This window comes from Hydrogenophaga aromaticivorans (assembly GCF_013387465.1).
Lineage (GTDB): Bacteria > Pseudomonadota > Gammaproteobacteria > Burkholderiales > Burkholderiaceae_C > Hydrogenophaga > Hydrogenophaga aromaticivorans.
The window spans coordinates 133,155-155,478 of record NZ_VYGV01000012.1; the positions used below are offsets into that span (position 1 = coordinate 133,155).

The following is a 22,324-nucleotide window of genomic DNA, read 5'->3' on the forward strand; positions in this document are numbered from 1 at the left end:
GTCGGATAGTGAAACTGTTGAGCAAATTCCGTGCCCTTGTCGCGCTCAGAGGCGGGCCAGCAGCTCGGCCTTCTTGGTGCTGAATTCGGTGTCGGTCAGCAGGCCCTTGGCGTGCAGGCCGGCGAGGCGCTCGATGGCGGCAAAGATGTCTGGCGAACCCGCGTCGGGCGGGTTGTTGGGCTGAAAGCCGCCTGACAACGGTGCCGGGGCTGGCACGGCCATGCCGTCGCGCGTGATCACGGGCAGGCTGGCCACGTCGATCAGGCCGTACTGGCTGGAGAACGACAGCGTGCCGCCTGCGGATTGTTGCTGCGAAAAACCGCCGATCTGGTGGTCCATCGTGTCGTACACCGTGACCGAGCCATGGACCTCGATCGCCAGTCGCCGCGCCTGCGCGAAATAGGCGTAGCGCACGTTGTTCTGGGCGCCGGTGCTGTTGGGCCAGCGCAGGTCGGCGGGCCACCAGTCGCCGCTGGTGCCGGGGGCGGGCGGCACAAACAGGCTGTTGGCGCCGAAGCCGCTCACCTGTGATCCGTTGTCGCCCTGGCTCTGCACGCCGTCGCCAGCGTGGTTGGCCTGGATCTGGTTGTAGGCGCTGCCGCCCTGGCTCTGGCTTTGAAAGCTGCCGCTGCGCAGCAGGTCGGGCTGGTTGGCGATCAGGTTGGACAGCTCGCTGCACAGGTTGTCGACCCGGCCCTTGAGGTAGTTGTTGAACATGTCCGACACCATGGTCATGCCGCCGCGCATCCACTGGCCCGAGCCGCTGAACTCGGGGTGGTTGAACTGGGCCATGCTGCCGTTGCCGTTGATCACGGATTCGAGCATGGAGAGCGTGGCGTCGAAACTGAAGCCGTGGCGCTGGGCGATGTCGTTGAGGGTCTGCCGACCCTGGGGGGAGAGTTGTCGCATGCTGAAGGTGTCCGTCCGGTGATGGACGTTGCAGTTTCGCAGAAGCCTGTGAGGCAAACAGCCGTGGCATGAAAGCTGCACAAAGCCCCGGGTGAATTCCGAGCCCGCCATCACTGCCCCCATCGATCCACCGCCGGGCCGCCCCAAGGTGGATCAGCCCCCGCGGGGGGCAGCGACCCGCGCAGCGGCGGAGAGTGGGGGCAATGACCCGGCGCCACAACGCATCATCAAGGTGCGCCGCGACTACAACAGCTGGGTCGGCAGCGAGACCATGGAAGACTACGCGCTGCGCTACACGCCGCAGCGCTTTCGCAAGTGGAGCGAATGGCGCGTAGCCAACACGGCGTTCGGTGCCGCCTCGTTCCTGATCCTTGAAGCGGTGGGTGCCACGCTGCTGGTGCAGTACGGCTTTGTCAACGCGTTCTGGGCCATCCTGGTCACGGGGCTGATCATCTTTCTGGCCGGCCTTCCCATCAGCGTCTACGCCGCGCGCTATGGCGTCGACATGGATCTGCTCACGCGCGGTGCGGGCTTCGGCTACATCGGCTCGACCATCACCTCGCTGATCTACGCCTCGTTCACCTTCATCTTCTTCGCGCTCGAAGCGGCGGTCATGGCCTATGCGCTGGAGCTGGCGCTGGACATCCCGCCGGCCTGGGGTTACCTGATCTGCGCGCTGGTCGTGATCCCGCTGGTGACCTACGGGGTCTCGGTCATCAGCCGCTTCCAGGTCTGGACCCAGCCGTTGTGGCTGGTGATGATGCTGGTGCCCTTCGTGGCGGTGTGGACGCTCGATCCTGGTGCATTCTCCAATGTGGTGCATTACGGTGGCGAGTCTGGTGCGGATGCGGTCTTTGATTGGCACCTGTTTGGTGCTGCTCTGACCGTCGGTATCGCGCTCATCACGCAGATGGGCGAACAGGCCGACTACCTGCGCTTCATGCCCGCGAAAGAGCCGGGCAAGGCCTGGCGTTGGTGGGCCGGTGTGCTGGCCGGCGGGCCGGGCTGGGTGATCCTGGGGGTGCTCAAGATGCTGGGCGGCGCGCTGCTCGCCTACCTGGCCATCAGCCACATGGTGCCGCCCGACCGCGCGGTGGACCCCAACCAGATGTACCTCGCGGCCTACGAGTACGTGTTCCCGAACTACGGCTGGGCGGTGGTGGCGACGGCGCTGTTCGTGGTGGTGTCGCAGCTCAAGATCAACGTCACCAACGCCTACGCCGGCTCGCTGGCCTGGAGCAACTTCTTCTCGCGCCTCACGCACAGCCACCCCGGCCGTGTGGTGTGGGTGGTGTTCAACACCCTGATCGCCTTCATGCTGATGGAGATGAACGTGTTCCGCGCGCTGGGCGAGGTGCTGGGGCTCTACAGCAACCTGGCCATCGCCTGGATCATGGCCGTGGTGGCCGATCTGGTGATCAACAAGCCGCTGGGCTGGAGCCCGCCGGGCATCGAGTTCAAACGCGCCCACCTGTACGACATCAACCCCGTGGGCGTGGGCGCGATGGGCCTGGCATCGGCGCTGTCGATCGCGGCGCACATGGGCCTGATGGGCGACACGGCGCAGGCGTTTTCGGCGGTGATCGCGATGGTGACGGCGCTGGTGGCGTCGCCGCTGATCGCATGGGCAACGCAGGGGAAGTACTACATCGCACGACAAAGCGAAACCTGCGGAGGAAGATCGTGCGAAGGATGCGACGTGAAAGGGGGATGCCACCCAGAAACACCGCGGAACGGGCTTCGCCCGGCCGCTGGTGTTGCCCCCCTTGAGGGGGGTGACGCCGCAGGCGGCGCGGGGGGAGTTCTCAAGTGCGTGATTTGCGAGCGTGAGTACGAAGCGCCCGACATGGCGCATTGCCCTGCTTACCAGGGCCACATCTGTTCGCTCTGCTGCACGCTCGATGCACGCTGCGGCGACCTCTGCAAACCCCACGCGCGCCTGTCCGAACAGTGGCAGGGCGCTTTGCGCACCGTGCTGCCGCGGCGCATGTGGCCTTACCTCGAAGCGGGCCTGGCGCATTACCTGTTGCTGATGCTGGTGGTGGCGCCGGTGCTCGCGGCCGTGCTCGGTCTCTTGTACCGGCAGCAGGTGCAGGGCCTCGGGCAGGGGCTCGAAGCCGTGGCCGACGCCAGCCTGCTCGATGCCGCGCTGCGCACCGGCTTCCTGCGGGTCTATGCCGTGCTGCTGCTGATCGCCGCGACGGTGGCCTGGTGGCTCGTGCTGGCGCACAAGAGCCGCGAGGTGGCGCAGGAAGAGTCGAACCGCCAGACGCGATTGCTCATGCACGAGATCGAGTCGCACCGCCAGACCGATCAACAGCTGCAGCGCGCGCGCCAGGCCGCCGACCTCGCCAACCAGGCCAAGAGCCGCTACATCAGCACCATCAGCCACGAGCTGCGCACGCCGCTCAACAGCATCCTCGGCTATGCGCAGCTGCTGCAGGAAGACGACGACATCGCGCCGCACCGCGCGCAGGCCATCAAGGTCATCCACCGCGGCGGCGAACACCTGCTGTCGCTGATCGAGGGCACGCTGGACATCGCGCGCATCGAGTCCGGCAAGCTCAAGCTCGATGTGAAGCCCATGGCCTTTGCCGACGCCATGCAGGAGGTGGCGAGCATGTTCGAGCTGCAGGCCGCGGCCAAAGGCCTGCGCTTCAAGTTCGAAAGCGGCAGCCGCCTGCCCGACGCCGTGCGCGCCGACGAGAAGCGCCTGCGCCAGATCCTCATCAACCTGCTGGGCAACGCGGTGAAGTTCACGCGCCAGGGCGAGGTGCGGCTGCGCGTGGCGCACGCGCGCGAGATGGCCGTGTTCGAGGTGCACGACACCGGCCCTGGCATGGCCGCGCAGGAACTCGACCGGGTGTTTGAACCCTTCGCGCGCGGCCAGGCCGAGGCCGCTGCCGCGACCGGTGCGGGCAGCACCGGCACCGGTCTGGGCCTGACCATCGCCAAAATGCTGACCGACCTCATGGGCGGCGAGATGACGGTGCGCAGCACCCTGGGCGAAGGCTCGGTGTTCAGCGTGCGCCTGTTCCTGCCCGAGCTGCACGGTGCCGTGGTGCGGCGCGAGACGGTGGCGCCTTCGATCACCGCCTACGAGGGTGAGCGCCGGCGCGTGCTGGTGGTGGACAACGAAGAGAGCGACCGCGAACTGATTGCGCGCTGGCTGCAGCCGCTGGGCTTCGAGGTGACGCTGGCCACCAGCGGCCACGACGCGCTGGCCATCGTCGATGCGCTCGACCCGGCGGGCGAGGGCGCGCCCCACGCCATCTTCATGGACCTCGCCATGCCCGGCATCGACGGCTGGGAAACCCTGCGCCGCCTGCGCGCGCGCGGCTGGGGCGGGGTGCCGCTGGCCATCGTCTCGGCCAACGCCTTCGACAAGGGCCTCGACAACGACCTCGGCCACAGCCCGCAAGACTTCTTCGTCAAGCCGGTGCGGCGCGACGACCTGCTGGCCTGGCTGGGCCAGCGCCTGGGCCTGCAATGGATCACGGCAGAGGGTGCGATGCAGAGCGGGCAGCGGGCGCATGCGCCTCAGGCTCCGGCCGCCAGCAGCGCGGCCGAGCTGGCGCCGCTGCTGGAACTGGTGCGCCTGGGTTACTACAAGGGAATCGTCAACTGGCTTGACGACTGGGTGCGCCAGCGCCCCGAGCAGGCCGACTTTGCCCAGGGTCTGCGCACCCTGGCGCGCGAGTTCCGGTTCGAGGCGATCGAACAGCGCCTGCAACAAAGCGCCACGCTTCCATGAGTACCGACACCCCTTCCCCCGAGCGCCTGTCGGCACAGTTGCCGTCGCCCGATGCCCTGGTGGTGCTGATCGTGGACGACGTGCCCGACAACGTGGCGCCACTGCACGACGCACTCGATGAAGCCGGCTACACCGTGCTGGTCGCGCTCGATGGCGAGTCCGCCATCCGCCGTGCGCGTCAGGCCCTGCCCGATGTGATCCTGCTCGACGCGGTCATGCCCGGCATCGACGGCTTCGAGGTCGCGCGCCGCCTCAAGGCCGACCCGGCCACGGCGGCCATTCCCATCATCTTCATGACCGGCCTCACCGAGACCGAGCACCTGGTGGCCGCGCTCGACGCCGGCGGCGCGGACTACGTCACCAAGCCCATCAAGCCGCGCGAGGTCATGGCGCGCATGGGCGTGCACCTGCGCACCGCGCGCCACGTGCGCCAGGGCGCGGTCGAGCGCAGCCAGGCGCGCTACGCGCTCGACGCCTTCGGCTACGCCACCATCACCGTGCGCGAGCGCGACGGCCGCCTGATGTGGCAGACCCCGCTGGCGCGCGACCTGCTGCAGCGCTACTGCGGCACCACCGCACCCGAAACCCCGCCCGCCGTGCTGCAGTGGCTGCGCCGCCACCTGCAAGACGCCCAGGCACAGCGCGAGCCGCCGCGCCTCACGCTCGACCACGGCCCGCGTCGCCTCACCTTCCGGCTGCACCAGCGCGTGGGCGACCAGGACGGCGCCGAGGCCATCGAAGCGCCGGGCGAAGGCGGCGACTGGCTGATCGTGATGCAGGAAACGTCGGACGCCAGCGTGCTCGAAGCCATGGGCCAGGCCTTTGGCCTCACCGCGCGCGAAGCCGAAGTCCTGTACTGGGTGGCCAAGGGCAAGATCAACCGCGACATCGGCGACATCCTCGGGTCGAGCCCCGCCACGGTGAAGAAGCACCTGGAGCGCATCTACGCCAAGCTCGGCGTGGAAACCCGCACGGCGGCGGCGGCGATGGCGATCAACCGCGTGCCGCTGCTGCAGCCGCAGCACGGGGGCTGAGGCGTCCATACGCCCACATACGCCACCCGGCGTACATACGCCGATCCGGGTTCTCCCTAGCATCCGTCTGTCCGCTGTGAAACGCCCGAACAAGGGAGACAACGGCGGCAAGAGTCACCCCCTCAACGGAAGTTTTCGAACCTGGAGAAGTCTTCATGATGCAACGTCGATTCACCCTCAAAGCCCTGACGGTCGCCACCGCCCTGGGCGCGTTTGGTCTTTCCGCACACGCTGCCGACACCATCAAGGTCGGTGTGCTGCACAGCCTGTCGGGCACGATGGCGATTTCGGAAACCGTACTGAAAGACGTGGCCCTGATGGCCATCGACGAGATCAACGCCAAGGGTGGCGTGATGGGCAAGAAGCTGGAGCCCGTGGTGGTCGACCCCGCTTCCAACTGGCCGCTGTTCGCCGAAAAGGCCAAGCAGCTGATCGACCAGGACAAGGTCGCCGCGGTGTTTGGCTGCTGGACCTCGGTCTCGCGCAAGTCGGTGCTGCCGGTGTTCGAAGAGAAGAACAACCTGTTGTTCTACCCGGTGCAGTACGAAGGCGAAGAGCTGTCCAAGAACGTGTTCTACACCGGTGCAGCGCCCAACCAGCAGGCCATTCCCGCGGTCGAATACCTGATGAGCAAGGACGGCGGCTCGGCCAAGCGCTGGGTGCTGCTGGGCACCGACTACGTCTACCCCCGCACGACCAACAAGATCCTGCGCGCCTTCCTGAAAGCCAAGGGCGTGAAGGAAGAAGACATCATGGAGGAGTACACCCCCTTCGGTCACTCCGACTACCAGACCATCATCGCCAACATCAAGAAGTTCGCCGCTGCGGGCAAGAAGACGGCTGTGGTCTCCACCATCAACGGCGACTCCAACGTGCCGTTCTACAAGGAACTGGGCAACGCCGGCCTGTCGGCCAAGGACGTTCCGGTGGTCGCCTTCTCGGTGGGTGAAGAAGAGCTGCGCGGCGTGGACACCAAGCCACTGGTGGGCCACCTGGCCGCCTGGAACTACTTCATGAGCGTGAAGAACCCGACCAACGCCGAGTTCACCAAGAAGTGGGCCGCCTACGCCAAGGCCAAGGGCATCGCTGGTCACAAGGACAAGCCGCTGACCAACGACCCGATGGAAGCCACCTACATCGGCATCAACATGTGGGCACAGGCGGTCGAGAAGGCCAAGAGCACCGACACCGACAAGGTGATCGCCGCCATGGCCGGCCAGACCTTCAAGGCCCCGGGCGGCTTCACGTCCACCATGGACAAGGAAAACCACCACCTGCACAAGCCGGTGTTCATCGGTGAAGTGAAGGCCGACGGCCAGTTCAATGTGGTCTGGAAGACGCCAGGCCCGGTGGTCGCCGATCCGTGGAGCGACTACATCGCCGAGAACAAGGGCAAGAAGAACGTGCCCATGATGAAGTAAACCGGGGCTCCGGCCCTGGAGGGGCCGGGGTGCGCGGGCGCCGCCGTGGGGTGGTGCCTGCTGCAACCCGGCCTTTGGTTTTTCGTTGTTTCCCCCGAGTCTTTCTGCCCCTTGCGCAGCCAACCGAGAAAGACGGACCCATGCGTCCTTGCACCCATTTTTCTGGCCGATTGCTGCACAGCGCCCTTCGCCTGCTGGCGGTGGGCTGCCTGGCGGCCAGCGGCCTGGCCCATGCGCTCACCCCCGCCGATGCCCAGGTGCTCGCCACCGGCGAGAGCGACGAGCGCATCGCCACCCTGAACCGCCTTGCTGTGGCCACCGACGACAAGGCCGCCGCGACCCTGATCCAGGCCATGGCCGACGAGGCCGTGCGCGTGCAGGGCACGCAGGTGCTGATCGTGCGCGATGAAACGGCGGTTGACGCCGTGACCGGTGAATCCGTGGCGCTCACCGACGAAGCGCAGGACGTGACCATCAACAACCGCATGCGCGGCGCGCTCGAAACCGCGCTCGCCGGCATGCAGCTGGTGGGCGGCGACCCCGAGCGCCAGCGCGAAGCGGCGTTGAGCCTGCAACGCGGCAGTTTTGACGAACCCGATGTGGCGCAGCTGCCGCTGATCGAACGCGCGCTGGCCGCCGATCTCGACCCGAAGGCCCGCCAGACGCTGGAGCTGGCGCAGGCCGCCGTGTTGCTGGCGAGTGAAGATGAAGCGCAGCGCCTGGCCGCGGCGCAGAAGCTGGGCGAAACGCTGCAGCCCGAGGTGCGCCCCCTGTTGCTGCAGCGCCTGGAAACCGAAACCAGCCCGGCCGTGAAGGGGGCCCTGCAGGCCGCGCTCTCGGCGCTGGACCGCACGCTCGCCGTCGGCAATGCGCTGGCGCAGGCCTTCACCGGCATCAGCCTGGGCAGCATCCTGCTGCTGGCCGCGCTCGGCCTGGCCATCACCTACGGCCTCATGGGCGTGATCAACATGGCGCACGGCGAGCTGATCATGATCGGCGCCTACGCCACCTGGGGTGTGCAGGCGCTGTTCCGCAACTACCTGCCGGGCGTGTTCGACTGGTACCTGCTGGCCGCGCTGCCGGTCGCCTTCATGGCCTCGGCCCTGGTCGGCGCGGCGATGGAGCGCACCGTGATCCGCTTCCTCTACGGCCGCCCGCTGGAGACGCTGCTCGCCACCTGGGGCATTTCGCTGGTGCTGATGCAGGGTGTGCGCAGCCTGTTCGGCGCGCAGAACGTGGGGGTTGAAAACCCGAGCTGGATGAGCGGTGGCGTGACGCTGCTGGGAAACCTCAACCTGCCCTGGAACCGCATCGTCATCATCGGCTTTGCGGCGGCCGTGCTGATCGGCGTGACGCTGCTGATCACCCGCACGCGGCTCGGCCTGTTCGTGCGCGGCGTGACGCAGAACCGGCCCATCGCCAGTTGCATGGGTGTGAACACCGCGCGCATCGACACCTACGCCTTCGCGCTCGGTTCGGGCATCGCCGGCCTGGCGGGCTGCGCACTGAGCCAGATCGGCAACGTCGGGCCGGACTTGGGCCAGAACTACATCGTGGACTCGTTCATGGTGGTGGTTCTGGGGGGCGTGGGCCAGCTCGCCGGCACGGTGTACGCCGCGCTGGGCCTGGGCCTGCTCAACAAGTTCATCGAAGGCTGGGCGGGCGCCGTGCTGGCCAAGATCGCGGTGCTGGTGTTCATCATCGTCTTCATCCAGAAGCGGCCGCAGGGGATCTTTGCCATGAAGGGCCGGAGTGCCGAAGCATGACCAACATGACCACACCCCCCGTTCCCGCGTCCGTCACGCTGCCGCACGCCGGCCCGCTGCTCACCCGCACCGGCTGGAGCGCCTTCGTCGTGGCCCTGCTGGTGGTCTGCGCCGTGGCGCCGCTGCTCAACCTGTTCGTGCCCGTAGGCAGCGCCTTCCACCTGAGCGACTACATGGTGGGCCTGCTGGGCAAGATCATGTGTTACGCGATCTGCGCGCTGGCCATGGACCTGATCTGGGGCTACACCGGCATCCTGAGCCTGGGCCACGGCCTGTTCTTTGCGCTCGGCGGCTACGTGATGGGCATGTACCTCATGCGCCAGATCGGCACCGACGGCAACTACAAGAGCGAGCTGCCCGACTTCATGGTCTTCCTGGACTGGAAGGAGTTGCCCTGGCACTGGGCGCTGTCCGACAGCTTCATCGCCACGCTGCTGCTGATCGTGCTTGTTCCCGGTGTGGTGGCCTTCGTGTTCGGCTACTTCGCCTTCCGCTCGCGCATCAAAGGCGTGTACTTTTCCATCATCACGCAGGCCCTCACCTTCGCCGCGCTGCTGCTGTTCTTCCGCAACGAGACCGGCCTGGGCGGCAACAACGGTTTCACCGATTTCAAGCGCATTCTCGGCATGCCGCTGGCCACGCAGAACATGCGCATGACGCTGTTCGTGCTCACCGGCCTCACGCTGCTGGGCTTCTTCCTGTGGGCGCGCTGGCTGGTCAACAGCAAGTTCGGCCGCGTGCTGCAGGCCGTGCGCGACGCCGAGAGCCGCGTCATGTTCTGCGGCTACAACCCGCTGCCCTACAAGCTCACGATCTGGACGATCTCGGCCGTGATGTGCGGCATCGCCGGGGCGCTGTACGTGCCGCAGGTCGGCATCATCAACCCGGGTGAAATGAGCACCGCGGCCAGCATCGAGATCGCGGTCTGGGCCGCGGTGGGTGGCCGCGCCACGCTGGTCGGCCCCATCATCGGCGCCTTCATCGTCAACGGCGCCAAGAGCTGGCTCACCGTGACCTTTCCTGAGTTCTGGCTCTACTTCCTGGGCGCGCTGTTCATCGCGGTCACGCTGTGGATGCCGCAAGGCGTGGTGGGTCTGGTGAAGAAAATCCGTGGAGCGAGAGCATGACGCCCGATCTGATGGAAGAAGGCGCGCAGCGCTTTGAAAAACTGCAGACAGCGGGCGTGCTGGGCCGGACCGAATCGGGTGGTCGTGCCGCGGCTTACGGCCGCATCCACACGCCCGGCGAGGTGGACACCACGCACGGCCGCATCCTGTACCTGGAAGACGTGCACGTGAGCTTCGACGGCTTCAAGGCCATCAACGGCCTGAGCCTGGACATCGCGCCCGGCGAGCTGCGCTGCATCATCGGCCCCAACGGCGCGGGCAAGACGACGATGATGGACATCATCACCGGCAAGACCCGGCCCGACAGCGGTCAGGTGTTTTTCGGCAGCACGATCGACCTGCTGCGCTACCGCGAGCCCGAGATCGCCGCTTTGGGCATCGGCCGCAAGTTCCAGAAGCCCACGGTGTTCGAGCAGCTCAGCGTGTACGAGAACCTGGAACTCGCGCTGGCGACCGACAAGCGCGTGCGCCACAGCATGGTGTTCCGCCCGACGGGCGAAGAGAAGGACCGCCTCGGCGAGGTGCTGACCACCATCCACCTGGCCGACAGCGCGGCGCGTCTGGCGGGCAACCTGAGCCACGGGCAGAAGCAGTGGCTGGAGATCGGCATGCTGCTGATGCAGGACCCGAAGCTCTTGTTGCTCGACGAACCCGTGGCCGGCATGACGGACGAGGAGACGGAGCGCACGGCGCAGCTGTTCCTGACGCTGAAGGGCAAACATTCGCTGATGGTGGTGGAGCACGACATGAGCTTCATCCGCACCATTTCGGAGAAGGTCACGGTGCTGTGTGATGGCTCCGTGCTGGCCGAGGGCACGCTCGACGAGGTGCAGGCCGACGAACGCGTGATCGAAGTCTATTTGGGCCGTTGAGCCGCACACGGAGAACACCATGAGCCTGCTCGAAGTCAGAGACGTCAACCAGTATTACGGCGGCAGCCACATCCTGCGCAACGTCAACCTCACCGCCGAACTCGGCAAGGTGACCGTCGTTCTCGGCCGCAACGGCGTGGGCAAGACCACGCTGCTGAAATCGCTCATGGGCCTGGTGCCCATCAAGAGCGGCAGCATCACGCTCGACGGCGTGGCCATCGACAAAGCCACGCCCTACGAACGCGCCCGCATGGGCGTGGGCTTCGTGCCGCAGGGGCGCGAGATCTTTGGCCGCCTCACAGTGCAGGAAAACCTGCAGATGGGTCTGGCCTACAAGAGCGGCGGCACGCCGATCCCGGCCGAGCTGTTCGAGCTGTTCCCGGTGCTCAAGCAGATGCTGGGTCGAAGAGGCGGCGATCTCTCGGGCGGTCAGCAGCAGCAGCTGGCCATCGCGCGTGCGCTGGCCGCCGGCCCCAAGCTGCTGATCCTCGACGAACCCACCGAAGGCATCCAGCCCAACATCATCAAGGACATCGGCAAGGTGATCCGCATGCTGGCCGACCGCGGCAACATGGGCATCGTGCTGGTGGAGCAGTACTACGACTTCGCCGAAGAGCTGGCCGACCAGTACGTGGTGATGGAGCGCGGCGAAGTCATCGCCAGCGGTCCTGGCAGCGAGATGCAGGCCAAGGGCGTGCGCCAGCTCGTTGCCATTTGATGGTTCGATGTCCAGCCGGAGCGCGTGCCTGAACCGGGAACAGCGTGGAACCGGCTTCGCCGGGCCGCTGCTGTTGCCCCTTGAGGGGCGGAGCGGCTACACGCAGTGAGCCGCGATGGGGGTGGGCATGTCTACCCGGTGGCATTGACTTTCGCCAGCAGACCTTCGGTTTTCGGCGGCGGCTTGTAGCCCGCTGGCAGCGACATGCCGCCCGCCGCCCGGCCCGTGGCCGCCTGTTCGCCCAGGCCCGCGTGGATGTCGGTCGTGCGGTAGCGCTCACGCAGCATCTGGGCCCGCTGCTTGAGTTCAACATGGTCCGCGATGCGGCCTTCGTAGCGCAGCAGCACCAGATGGGCCGACTCGATGAGCTTGGCGTTCAGCGTGCGCTCGCCGTCGGCCAGCAGGTGTTCCACCGCGCTTTGCGGGTCGCCCTTGAGGCTGAGTGACATGGCTTCTTCGGTGAGCTTGAGGATGTCCCCGTGGGCGGCCCGGATCCGGTTGATGAAATCCGTCCGCCCGGTGGCCGCGCAGGCCAGCAATTCGGTGAGCGCGCGGCTGGTACAGAACCGCAGGCCCATGGTGTCCACCGCGGCATCCACTTCATAGAGCTGGATCGAGCGGTTCGCCAGCCGGGTCATGAGGGCGAGCAGGTTGCTGGCGGACTCGAAATCGAACCCGGGTTCGAGGATGGTCTTGGCCATGCGCCGGACTTCATCGAGTGCGCGGGCGGTCTGGTATTCCTGGATGGCCACCAGGGCATGTGCGACGTCGAGCAGTCGGGGGATCCGGGGCTTGTCCGGGTTGCGGTCGCGCAGGCGTTCCAGATGTTCGACGCAGCGCAGCAGGCGCCGCTGGTCGTTGTCGTCCAGGCGCGCAAAGGCGAGCAACACCAGGGCCTGCGGGTCGAACAGCTTGGAGTCCAGGCCGATGCGGGTGGCCCTGTCGAGCAGCTCGATCCCCTCTTCGCGTTCACCGGCGTACCAGGCCATCATGCCGTGCTTGAGCAGGCGGTTGACCGACGCGGGCGTCAGCTTGGTGGACATCTTGAAAGTGGCCAGCGCGTTCTGGAAATTGCCGAGCTCGAACTGCGCGCGCCCCATCACGTCGTAGGCATCGGTGTAGCCCGGATCGGTCTCGATCAGGCTCTCCAGGGTGGTGGTGGCGCGTTGCGGGTAGCCGGCTTCGAGCTGCGCGCGCGCCACGCCGAGCTTGGCCCAGGGCAGGGTCTTGGCCTCGACCACGGCTTCGTAGAGTTGCTGGGCCTCGCTCAGGTGGCCGCTGCGCAGCATGAGCTCGGCACCAATGCGCGCGGCATACAGCCAGAAGGGTTTGCGCGATTCGAACCGCTGTTTGCAAAGCTGACCCGCCAGTTCGAAGTCTTCATTCTCGATCGCGGTGAAGATGTCCTTGAGCGCCATCTTGCGCTTGCGCGCCTGGTAGATGCGTTTGACCAGGCCCATGGCGGTGTGGGGTTTGAGCAGGTAGGCGTCGAGCGCCGACTCGGCCGCCTCGGCGACCTTGCTGTAGGACGACTCCGACGTCACCATCACGAACACGGTGAAGAAGGGCAGCAGCTGGTTGCGCCGCAGGTCGTCGAGCAGGTCCTGGCCCGTCAGCTCCTCGCGCTCGAAATAGTGTTCGCAGATGACGACGTCGAAGGTGCCCATCTCCAGCTTGGTGCGGGCATCCACCAGCCTGGAGCATTGCACGATGGTGCCGACGCCGAACTCCTTGAGTTGCGACACCAGGATCGAGCGCGAGCGCGGGTTGCCATCAATGACCAGGGCACGCGCATCGTGGAGATCGGTGTGGTGGGCGGGCATGGACGGAGGGCGGGCGTGGATGGGCGTGTGCGGACGAGGTCTTGGTACATTGTGCCCAGCCTCGGGCGCGCGCAATCGCCGGAATTACCCGACCATGCGGGTGTTTTTCTCAGACCCGCCAGATGCGCGGCGGGGTGCCGTCCAGGCCCCAGGCGAGCGGACGCAGGGCGGCCCAGACCTGTTGCAAGGTCGCCATCAGGGGTTCCACCAGGGGTGCCACGGCGCGCACCACCAGCAGTTGCGGGTTGGGGCAGGTGGCTCCGGCCCGCACGCCCGCGGGTGCGGTGTCGAGCACGGCGCGCACCCCGTCGAGCAGTTGCTCGCGGCGTTCGCGGCTGAACGGCGTGCCGCTGGCCAGCCACAGGGTGCCCAGGCAGCGCTGACCGCCCAGGCCCAGCGGCGATTCGAGCAGACGGGTGTCGGCCGCGTCGATGCGGGCCTGCTCCAGCCAGAGGCCGGGGATCTCCAGCCGCTGGTTGAAGCGGCCCTGGTCAAACGCCTGGCCGGCGGTGGGCAGGCCGAGCGCCGTGACATCCCAGGCCAGCAGTTCGGCGCCCTCGGCGAGCGTGGCTCTCAGGCTGTTGTGGGCCTGGCAGCCGGGGTAGGCGATGGCTTCCAGCGGCAGCCATTCGAGCCGGGCGCCGGCGTCCAGCACGAGCTTCACCTGCTGGGTGGTGGGCAGGCCGTCGGAGGCGTAGAAGCGCGTGGCGCCCGGGGTGCTGATGAGGCCGTGGGCACCGCGGCCCACGTGCACCTGCACATCCAGCACATCGCCACCCACGAGCCCGCCGGGCGGGTGGATGATGACGTTGTGGCAGATCGCGTCGCCTTCGGGGTAGAGGCTCTTGAAGATGCGCAGCGGGCCGTTGTGTTCGTGGCGGAGCACGGTGCGCTGGGCGTCGAGGCGGTAGTCGAGCAAGAGTTGGGCGTGCCAGGGCATAGCGTGAGTTTAGGTTCACGGTGGGGCCCCCCGCGCCGCTTCGCGTCACCCCCCCCAGGGGGCGGCACTGGCCGTCCGGCGAAGCCGGCCCGGCGGTGCCCCGGGGGGGCTTCCCCGCTTCTTGTTGGTGTGATGGGCCGTACCGTCAAGGCTCGGGATGACTTGGGCTCTGTGACTCTATGACTTCCAGAAGTCTCGGTGCGGCGCCAGCAGCTCGGTTTCCAGTTCGGCGACCGGACCGATCACCTCGATGGCCTTCTGCCCGCGCGCGATGACCTCGCGGCAGGGGAGCGACAGCGTGGGGTTTTCTTCGTGGCTGCCGGTGAGCGCGAGCAGGGTCTCTTCGCTGGCGCCGTAGACGATGCGTCCGATGTTGGCCCAGTAAGCGGTGCCGGTGCACATGGCGCAGGGCTCGAAGGTGGTCACCAGCGTGCAGCGCGCGAGGTATTCCCCTGGCCAATTGTCCGCCGCCGTGCGCGCGAGTGTGGACTCGGCGTGGTTCACGGTGTCGATGTTGCCCTGCTCGGCCAGCACCGTCTCGCCGTCCGGTGCGACCAGCAAGGCTCCGAAAGGGTGGCGACCCATGCTGGCGGCACGCAGCGCCACCTCGTTGGCGCGCCGCAGATGACGTAAAACTTGATCTTGGTTCATGTAGGGACCCAACTCGGCGGAGGGAGGGGCAGTTTGACAGGACACCGCGGAACCGGCTTTGCCGGGCCGCCAGTGTCGCCCCCTGGGGGGTGGCGCCGCAGGCGACGCGGGGGGAGCCTATTCAGCCCTTCTGTGTGCCCAGCCCGTGGTGTGTTTTTCCACGAAGCTGAACAGCTCGTACATCGCCATCGCCATCGCACCCACCACCAGCAGGCCACTGAAGGCCAGGCCCATCTGCATGGAACTGCCGGCCGAGATCAGCAGGTAGCCGATGCCTTCGTTCGATGCTGTCATCTCCGACACCGTGGTGCCCACAAAGGCCAGCGTGATCGCGACCTTGAGCGAGCCGAAGAAATAAGGCATGGAGCGCGGCAGACCGACTTTGGTCAGCACGTCCCAGCGCTTGGCGCCCAGCACGCGCAACACGTCTTCCAGCTCGGGCTCCAGGGTGGCCAGGCCGGTGGCGATGTTGACCATGATGGGGAAGAAGCTGATCAGGAAGGCGGTCAGGATGGCCGGGCCGACGCCGATGCCGAACCAGACCACGAGGATGGGCACGAAGGCCGCCTTGGGCAGGGCGTTGAAGGCCGTCATGAGCGGGTACACCGCGGCGTAGGCCAGGCGCGAGCTGCCGATCAGAAAGCCCAGCAACACACCGACCACGATGGCGATGCCAAAGCCCGCCATCGTCACCCAGTAGGTGCGCCAGGCGTGGCCCAGGATGGTGACCTTGTGCTCCAGCGTCTGCTCCCAGATGCGCGAGGGGCTGGGGAAGATGAATTCCGAGACGCCGAAGCCGCTGGTGATCACTTCCCAGATCACGATGATGGCGATCAGCAGCAGAAAGGGCGACCAGCGTTCGACTTGTTTCTTGTTCATAGGGAGAACTCCAGAGCGAAAAGAGAAAATTCAACGAGCGAGGTGCCTTCAGCCAAGAACACCGCGGAACTGGCTTTGCCAGGCCGCAGGTGTTGCCCCTTGAGGGGCGGAGCGGCTACGCGCAGCGAGCAAGCGATGGGGGTGGTTCAATTTTTTCGCATCGCCCCGATGTGGCCCCGCAACTCGTGGACGATGTTGGTGAAATGCGGCGTGTAGGTCACCTCCAGATCGCGCGTGCGCGGAATGTCGATCTCGCGCCTGACGACGAAGCGCCCCGGGCTTTTGCTCATGCAGTACACCGTGTCGGCCAGGAACACACTTTCGCGCAGGTCGTGCGTGACCAGGATGACGTTGAAGCGCTGCGCCTCCCACAGGTCGCGCAGGGTGCACCAGAGTTCTTCGCGCGTGAAGGCGTCGAGCGCGCCGAAGGGTTCGTCGAGCAGCAGCATCTTGGGCTCGTGGATCAGGGCGCGGCAGATGCTGGCGCGTTGCTGCATGCCGCCCGAGAGCTCCCAGGGAAACTTCTTCTCCATGCCGCCCAGGCCCACGGATTCCAGCAGCTTTTTCGCGCGCTCCTCGAATTCCTTGCGCCGGTCCTTGAACTGGCTGCGGAAAGGCTCGACGATCTCCAGCGGCAGCAGCACGTTGTCGAGCGTGGTGCGCCAGGGCAGCAGCGACGGCGCCTGAAAAGCCATGCCCGATATCTTGAGCGGACCGGTGACCTGCTGGCCGTCGATCAGGATCTTGCCCATGCTGGGCATCTTCAGCCCGGTGGTGAGCTTCATGAAGGTGGACTTGCCGCAGCCCGAAGGGCCGACGATGGCGATGAACTCGCCCTTCTTCACCTTGAGGTTGATGTCTTCAACCGCGAAGATGTTCTTGGCCAGCAGGTCGTCGTTGTAGGCGAGCCAGACCTGGTCGAAATCGACAAAGGGCTTGTCGGTGGTGGAGGCGTTGGACATGCGGGTTTCCGAAAAAAAGGCCAGCCGCTCCGCAGAGTGTCTGGCCCAGGTCCTGGTCTGGAGAGAGCTTATTTCTTGGCCGGCGGCAGCACGTTGAGTTCGGCGGCGCTGGGCAGCAGGCTGCCGTTCCACACCGCCTTGGGATCGACGCGGGTCTTGGTGCCGTAGGCATCCGACACCTGCGAGGCCATCAGCGAAAGCCGGCCAGGGTTGACCTGGCCGAAGCCCTCCTTGCGCGCGTCGGGGCTGGCCAGCACCGAGTCCACCGCCAGTTGCAGGCGGCGCGTTTCCAGCGCCACGTTGATGATGCCGTCGCGCTCCTTCACGGTGCCGATGGTGCCGGCCGGGTTGGCCATGACTTCCTTGGCGCCTTTGGCGAACGCGGTCAGGAAGGCTTTGATGGCGGCCGGGTTTTCCTTGATCAGCTTGGGGCTGGCGATGATGGCGTTGCCGTAGAGCTTCACGCCGTAGTCGGCGTAGGGCAGGATCACCACGTCTTCGGCCTTCACGCCGCGCGCTTCGAGGTTGAGCAGCGAGGTGAACGAAAAGCCGGTGATGGCGTCGATGTCACCACGCACCAGCATGGTTTCGCGCAGCGGCGGGTCCATCGAGGTCCAGGCCACGTTGCTCACGGCGTTGGCCTTCTGGAAGATCGGGAAGCCCTTGCGGCCCGCGTCGAACACCGGGGCACCGAGCTTCTTGCCGTTCAGGTCGGCGGGTTTGGTGATGCCGCTCTTCTTGAGCGCCAGCACGGCGGCGGGCGTGTTGTTGTAGACCATCATCACGGCCACCGGCTTGTTGGGCGCATCCGGGTTGTTGGCGTGGAACTCCATCAGCGCGGCCATGTCGGCGAAGCCCATGTCGTAGGTGCCCGAGGCCACGCGGGTGACGGTGCCACCCGAGCCGTTGCCCGAGTCGATGGTCACGTCCAGGCCGGCGGCCTTGAAATAGCCTTTGGCGGCGGGTTGCAGGAACAGCGCGGCCGGGCCTTCGAAGCGCCAGTCGAGCTGGAACTTGAGGGCGGTCTGGGCCTGGGCCGAGCCGAAAGCGGCCCAGGTGGCGAGGGTGGCGGCGGTCTGGATGAAGTGGCGCTTGTTCATGTTTTCTCCGTTGGAATGCGGTGGGGGCACGGGCAGGCAGCCCGTGCGCTCCAGCCAATCAGCAAAAACGATGCCAGCAGCGGTTGGGGCGATCAGGCGCACACAAAATGTGTATACAGATTTTTGGCCGCGCGACGCCCGGCGTCATCCTGACTAACCCTGAAATGGTGCATTCGCCCGCTCGTCTGCACCAAAACAAGAAGTGACTGCGCACAAAAAAAGGCCCCGTAGGGCCTTGCTCAATGTGCGTCGGCGTGTTTCGCCGCTTCGATCGCCGCCGAGGCGTCGCCCCGACCGCCGTTGAAATACAGGTTCAGCGCCACCGCCGAGATCGAGGCCAGCAGGATGCCGGACTCGATCAGCGGGTGGATCGCATGCGGCATCCACTGCTTGAAGTTGGGGGCAATCAACGGGATCATGCCGACGCCAATGGAGAGGGCGACGATGAAGAGGTTGTTGCGGTTGCTCTTGTAGTCCACGCCCGCGAGGATGCGGATGCCGGTGGCGGCGACCATGCCGAACATCACCAGACCCGCGCCACCCAGCACGAAGGTCGGCAGCGACTCCACCAGCGCCGCCATCTTGGGCAGCAGGCCGAGCACGATCAGGATCACGCCGCCGGCCACGCAGACGAAGCGGCTTTTCACGCCGGTCACGCCGACCAGGCCGACGTTCTGCGAGAAGCTGGTGTAGGGGAAGGTGTTGAAGATGCCGCCGATGAGCGTGCCCAGGCCGTCGGTGCGCAGGCCGGCGGTCAGCATCTTCTGGTCGATCTTCTTGCCGGTCAGGTCACCCAGCGCGAGGAACATGCCGGTGGACTCGATCATCACGACGATCATCACCAGGCTCATGGTCAGGATCAGGATGGGGTCGAACACCGGCGCGGCGATTTCGAACGGCAGCACGATGTCGAACCAGTTCGCCTTGGCCACTTTCTCGAATGTCATGAGACCGGCGGCGGTGGCGATCACGCCGCCGACGACGATGCCGAGCAACACCGAAATGTTGGCGACGAAGCCCTTGGCGAATCTGGCGATCAGCAGGATGGCCGCGAGCACGATGGCTGCGATGCCGATGTGCGAGAGCTGCGCGTATTTCGGGTTGGGCACGCTGCCCACGATGGCCAGGCCTTGCGGCATCGCGGGCACGGCGCCGGTGGTGGACGCCTGCTTCACACTCTCCAGCCAGGCCAGGTGTTCAGGGCTGGGAATGCTCGGCGCCGTGGGGCCGAAGGGGTTGCCGAAGATCCAGTTGATGCCGACGCGCATGAGGCTGATGCCGATCACCGCAATGATGGTGCCGGTGACCACGGGCGGGAAGAAGCGCAGCATGCGGCTGACGATGGGCGCGATCAGGATCGAGACCACCCCCGCGCCGATGATGGAGCCGAAGATGAGACCCGCGCCCTGCGTGCCCGGGTTGCTGTTGGCCATGGCCACCATCGGGGCGACCGAAGCGAAAGTCACACCCATCATCACCGGCAGCTTGATACCGAACCACTGCGTGGCCCCCAGCGACTGGATCAGCGTGACCAGGCCGCAGCAGAACAGGTCGGCCGAGATCAGCATCGCCACCTGCTCCGGGCTGAGCTTGAGCGCGCGGCCCACGATCAGCGGCACGGCCACCGCACCGGCGTACATCACCAGCACATGCTGCAGGCCGAGGGCGGTGAGTTTGCCGGCGGGCAGTCGTTCGTCAACCGGGTGAACAGAGGGGGTCATGGGCGGCTCCTGGGCGATGGGGCTGGGGGATTTCTGCGATGTTCATGGTCGTTTTTTCGACTACATCGCATGCAAAACTGTATACAAATTATGTGTACATTCGAATGGGGATTGCACCGGGAAAACCCTTGCAAACACCGTGCCGCTGGTGACGAGATGAAAAAAATGGACGCCGAAGCGTCCACGATCACCGGACCCGGTGACACCGCCGCTGGTGGCGGCGTTTCGTAGTGTCCTGCCGGGTTGTCGCCCATATACTGGCAGTTAGTCAGCCATAACCCACGAAATCCTAAGGGCGATTTCGGCGCTGGTTCAACAGGCGGTTTGTGCGCTGGCAATCCAGTGTCCATTGCCCCGGTTTGATCCATCTGGGTTTTTCGTGTCCCTATCGTCCAGGAACGACAGCGCTCCCATGCAACGGTTCAAGGTTGACATTCACGAGCCCCTTTGGCGAACCGGTCAAGCCCTGAAAGACGCGGCGTTTCTTCCGTTGTCGCTGCCTGACAACCGGTATGCGTCCTGGCGTGAGTTCCGCATCTTCGTGGACTTTTTCCGCCGCGGCGATCATTTGAACGCGGACATGACCGGCATCTTTTCGCCCAAGTTCCAGCTCAAATCGAACATCACAGGACAGCAATTCCTGGCCTTTGCGCAATCGCAAGCCGAAGCAGACGTGTGCTTCATCAACGTATTCCCGACCCTCCCCTACTATTCCTACAACGTCTGGATGCAAGGAGAGTCGGCGCATCCGGGCTTGTTGCAGCGGGCACAAGCGCTTCTCACGGCCACGGGCATCGATTGGAATCTGTCTTCAACACCTCGGCACAACCACGCCAACCTGTGTTACGGCAACTTCTGGGTCGGCACGCCCGCGTTCTGGCAGGCGTATGTGGGGGGTGTGCTGGACCCGATCGCGCATTTTCTCGAAACCAACCCGGATGATCCCGAAGCCAGGGCCGTGTTTGATGCGGCTCCCCACACGGTCGAGGCGCCCTTTCTTCCCTTCATCACGGAGCGGCTTTTCTCCACATTTCTGTCCTTGCATCCCGCGCTCAGGGTGGTCCCTTTTCACGACGCTGGCAGAGATCCTTTGCTCCATTGCACGACGGAGTTCCGGAGGGAAGTGGTCTGCCACATGCGGTCCCGAGTTGACCAGGCGGATGCATCGAACAGCTTTACCCTGGAGTTGATTCAGGAACAGGCGCTGTTTTCACGGCTTGCAGCGCTGTATCACAACGTTCATTTCCAGCTGCACCGCCATCCGCATCTGGTGCCGGAGGAGGTGCCACTGACCCGTCCAGGTCAGGTCCCGTCCTGAACACATGAGTCACTTATTCATCAAGAGACCCAACCGGTGAGACCTTGCCAACCCGAACCCATGAACAGGCTTCCCACTGTCGGCGTTGCTGCCATCTTCAAAAACGAGAGGCCCTATGTCGTCGAATGGCTTGCCCATCATCGCCTGCTGGGCGTCGATCGCTTTTACATCGCCGACAACGACAGCGATGACGGGACCGCCGAGCTGCTGCAATCGTTGGCTGCCTGCGGTTTCCTGACCTGTCACCACTTTCCCAACCCGGTCGGCGCCGGGCCTCAGTTGTCGGCCTACAGGATGCTGCTGCGCGAACACGGCCATGAGGTGGACTGGCTGGCTTTCATCGACGCCGACGAATTCATCTGGCCCATGGGTGAAGAGCGTTCGTTGCCCGCCTTTGTGCAGGGTTTGGCCCAGCGACACCCCGACATGGGCGCGCTGGTGCTCAATTGGGCTGCCTATGGGTCAAGCGGACAGCTGCACCAGAAGCCGGAACTGGTCGTTGAACGATTTACCTGGCATGCGCAGCAGGACCACTTCGCCAACGTGCCCATCAAATCGGTTTTGCGTCCGAGCGAATTTGCGGAGTTCACCTGTTCCCACAATGTGCTTCTCAAGCCGGGATGCCGCCACCTTCACGCGGATGGTGGCCCCAGACAAACCCACCCGGACTATGCCGATATTCCGGAAAAGCGCTACATCCGAAGTGAGCGCGTTTGCTGGGAAGGGTTCCGCATCAACCACTATGTGGTCAAGTCTTACCAGGAGTTCGATCAACGCAAGCGGGGCAAGGGCCGGGCATTTGTCCCCCGCATCCTGAACCAGAGCTATTTTCTCTGGCATGAAAACGATGAGGTCCAGACACTTCCCGAACCAGCTTATCTGGAGCGGTTGCACGCCGAGATCGATCGCATTGAGGCGGCGTTGGCCAAGGCAGGATGGTCAGCCCCGCCAGCCGGGGTATCTGGCCACCACCGCCTCCCTTTGAGTGGGCGCGTGGGCGTTGTCGAGCGCTCCAGGCAGGGCGTGCTGATCCGGGGCTGGTGCCATGCGTGGCGGGGCCAGCAGATCGGGAAGCTGGTGGCGGTCATCAATGGGCAGATCCATGCCGTTCAGCGATTCGAGCCTGCGCCATTGCTCGAAGCGCACAAACCAGATCCGGAGCTCAAAGGACCGCAGCGATACCTGAGTCCCCAGGCGCCCGAAGGCTCGGGATTCCAAGCCTTCGTTCCACTCGATCCCGAGGTGGTCGTCGACACACTTGACATTGTCGGTGTGACCGAAGAAGGCGTCATGACCGAGCCCCTTGAGCGAGACCTGCCGGTCGGCTAG

General features: G+C 65.5%; 17 protein-coding genes. 9 read left to right on the top strand and 8 right to left on the bottom strand.

All coding sequences use genetic code 11. From position 1 onward, the window contains the following. Positions 1 to 45 precede the first annotated feature (45 nt). A complete protein-coding gene (locus tag F3K02_RS14035; RefSeq protein WP_177136239.1) occupies positions 46 to 909 on the bottom strand; it encodes an SHOCT domain-containing protein in 864 nt (287 codons plus the stop codon). Positions 910 to 1,180: 271 nt separating this feature from the next. On the opposite strand from F3K02_RS14035, the gene F3K02_RS14040 reads away from it, so the two are divergent. From F3K02_RS14040 to urtE, 7 genes are all read left to right on the top strand, one after another. After that, the gene (locus F3K02_RS14040) at positions 1,181 to 4,663 is read left to right on the top strand and encodes a hybrid sensor histidine kinase/response regulator (RefSeq protein WP_177136393.1); all 3,483 of its coding nucleotides are present in this window, start codon (positions 1,181 to 1,183) and stop codon (positions 4,661 to 4,663) included. Then, positions 4,660 to 5,697 (top strand): response regulator transcription factor, encoded by a 1,038-nt coding sequence (locus tag F3K02_RS14045; RefSeq protein ID WP_177136240.1) that lies wholly within the window; start codon positions 4,660 to 4,662, stop codon positions 5,695 to 5,697. The genes F3K02_RS14040 and F3K02_RS14045 overlap by 4 nt, the downstream gene beginning before the upstream one ends. Positions 5,698 to 5,855: 158 nt before the next feature. Further along, complete coding sequence (gene urtA, locus F3K02_RS14050; RefSeq protein WP_177136394.1) at positions 5,856 to 7,118, top strand: urea ABC transporter substrate-binding protein; 1,263 nt, start codon at positions 5,856 to 5,858, stop codon at positions 7,116 to 7,118. 140 nt (positions 7,119 to 7,258) lie between these two features. Beyond that, positions 7,259 to 8,884, top strand: coding sequence for an urea ABC transporter permease subunit UrtB (urtB, locus tag F3K02_RS14055; RefSeq protein ID WP_177136241.1), 1,626 nt, complete (start codon positions 7,259 to 7,261; stop codon positions 8,882 to 8,884). A gap of 5 nt (positions 8,885 to 8,889) precedes the next feature. Further along, on the top strand, positions 8,890 to 10,011 hold the full coding sequence (gene urtC / locus F3K02_RS14060; RefSeq protein WP_177136395.1) for an urea ABC transporter permease subunit UrtC: 1,122 nt from the start codon (positions 8,890 to 8,892) through the stop codon (positions 10,009 to 10,011). Further along, positions 10,008 to 10,883: an urea ABC transporter ATP-binding protein UrtD gene (urtD, locus tag F3K02_RS14065; protein WP_177136242.1), complete on the top strand. Its 876-nt coding sequence runs from the start codon at positions 10,008 to 10,010 to the stop codon at positions 10,881 to 10,883. The genes urtC and urtD overlap by 4 nt, the downstream gene beginning before the upstream one ends. Positions 10,884 to 10,902: 19 nt before the next feature. After that, the gene (gene urtE, locus F3K02_RS14070) at positions 10,903 to 11,601 is read left to right on the top strand and encodes an urea ABC transporter ATP-binding subunit UrtE (protein ID WP_425485599.1); all 699 of its coding nucleotides are present in this window, start codon (positions 10,903 to 10,905) and stop codon (positions 11,599 to 11,601) included. Between the two features lie 131 nt (positions 11,602 to 11,732). Here the strand turns inward: urtE and F3K02_RS14075 are convergent, their stop codons facing one another. The 7 genes from F3K02_RS14075 to F3K02_RS14105 form a co-directional block, all read right to left on the bottom strand. After that, positions 11,733 to 13,424: a response regulator gene (locus tag F3K02_RS14075; protein WP_177136243.1), complete on the bottom strand. Its 1,692-nt coding sequence runs from the start codon at positions 13,422 to 13,424 to the stop codon at positions 11,733 to 11,735. A gap of 109 nt (positions 13,425 to 13,533) precedes the next feature. Further along, a complete protein-coding gene (locus tag F3K02_RS14080; RefSeq protein WP_177136244.1) occupies positions 13,534 to 14,364 on the bottom strand; it encodes an urease accessory protein UreD in 831 nt (276 codons plus the stop codon). Between the two features lie 177 nt (positions 14,365 to 14,541). Next, on the bottom strand, positions 14,542 to 15,015 hold the full coding sequence (locus F3K02_RS14085; protein ID WP_177136245.1) for a nucleoside deaminase: 474 nt from the start codon (positions 15,013 to 15,015) through the stop codon (positions 14,542 to 14,544). Between the two features lie 117 nt (positions 15,016 to 15,132). Beyond that, the gene (locus F3K02_RS14090) at positions 15,133 to 15,894 is read right to left on the bottom strand and encodes an ABC transporter permease (RefSeq protein WP_177136246.1); all 762 of its coding nucleotides are present in this window, start codon (positions 15,892 to 15,894) and stop codon (positions 15,133 to 15,135) included. Between the two features lie 146 nt (positions 15,895 to 16,040). Next, on the bottom strand, positions 16,041 to 16,856 hold the full coding sequence (locus tag F3K02_RS14095) for an ABC transporter ATP-binding protein (protein ID WP_177136247.1): 816 nt from the start codon (positions 16,854 to 16,856) through the stop codon (positions 16,041 to 16,043). A gap of 68 nt (positions 16,857 to 16,924) precedes the next feature. Continuing rightward, on the bottom strand, positions 16,925 to 17,956 hold the full coding sequence (locus F3K02_RS14100) for an ABC transporter substrate-binding protein (protein ID WP_177136248.1): 1,032 nt from the start codon (positions 17,954 to 17,956) through the stop codon (positions 16,925 to 16,927). A gap of 239 nt (positions 17,957 to 18,195) precedes the next feature. Continuing rightward, positions 18,196 to 19,677 (bottom strand): nucleobase:cation symporter-2 family protein, encoded by a 1,482-nt coding sequence (locus F3K02_RS14105; RefSeq protein WP_177136249.1) that lies wholly within the window; start codon positions 19,675 to 19,677, stop codon positions 18,196 to 18,198. A 412-nt stretch (positions 19,678 to 20,089) separates the two neighbouring features. Here F3K02_RS14105 and F3K02_RS14110 point away from each other — a divergent pair, with 412 nt between their 5' ends. Next, complete coding sequence (locus F3K02_RS14110; RefSeq protein ID WP_246309477.1) at positions 20,090 to 20,995, top strand: hypothetical protein; 906 nt, start codon at positions 20,090 to 20,092, stop codon at positions 20,993 to 20,995. 60 nt (positions 20,996 to 21,055) lie between these two features. Further along, positions 21,056 to 22,324: a glycosyltransferase family 2 protein gene (locus tag F3K02_RS14115; protein WP_177136250.1), complete on the top strand. Its 1,269-nt coding sequence runs from the start codon at positions 21,056 to 21,058 to the stop codon at positions 22,322 to 22,324.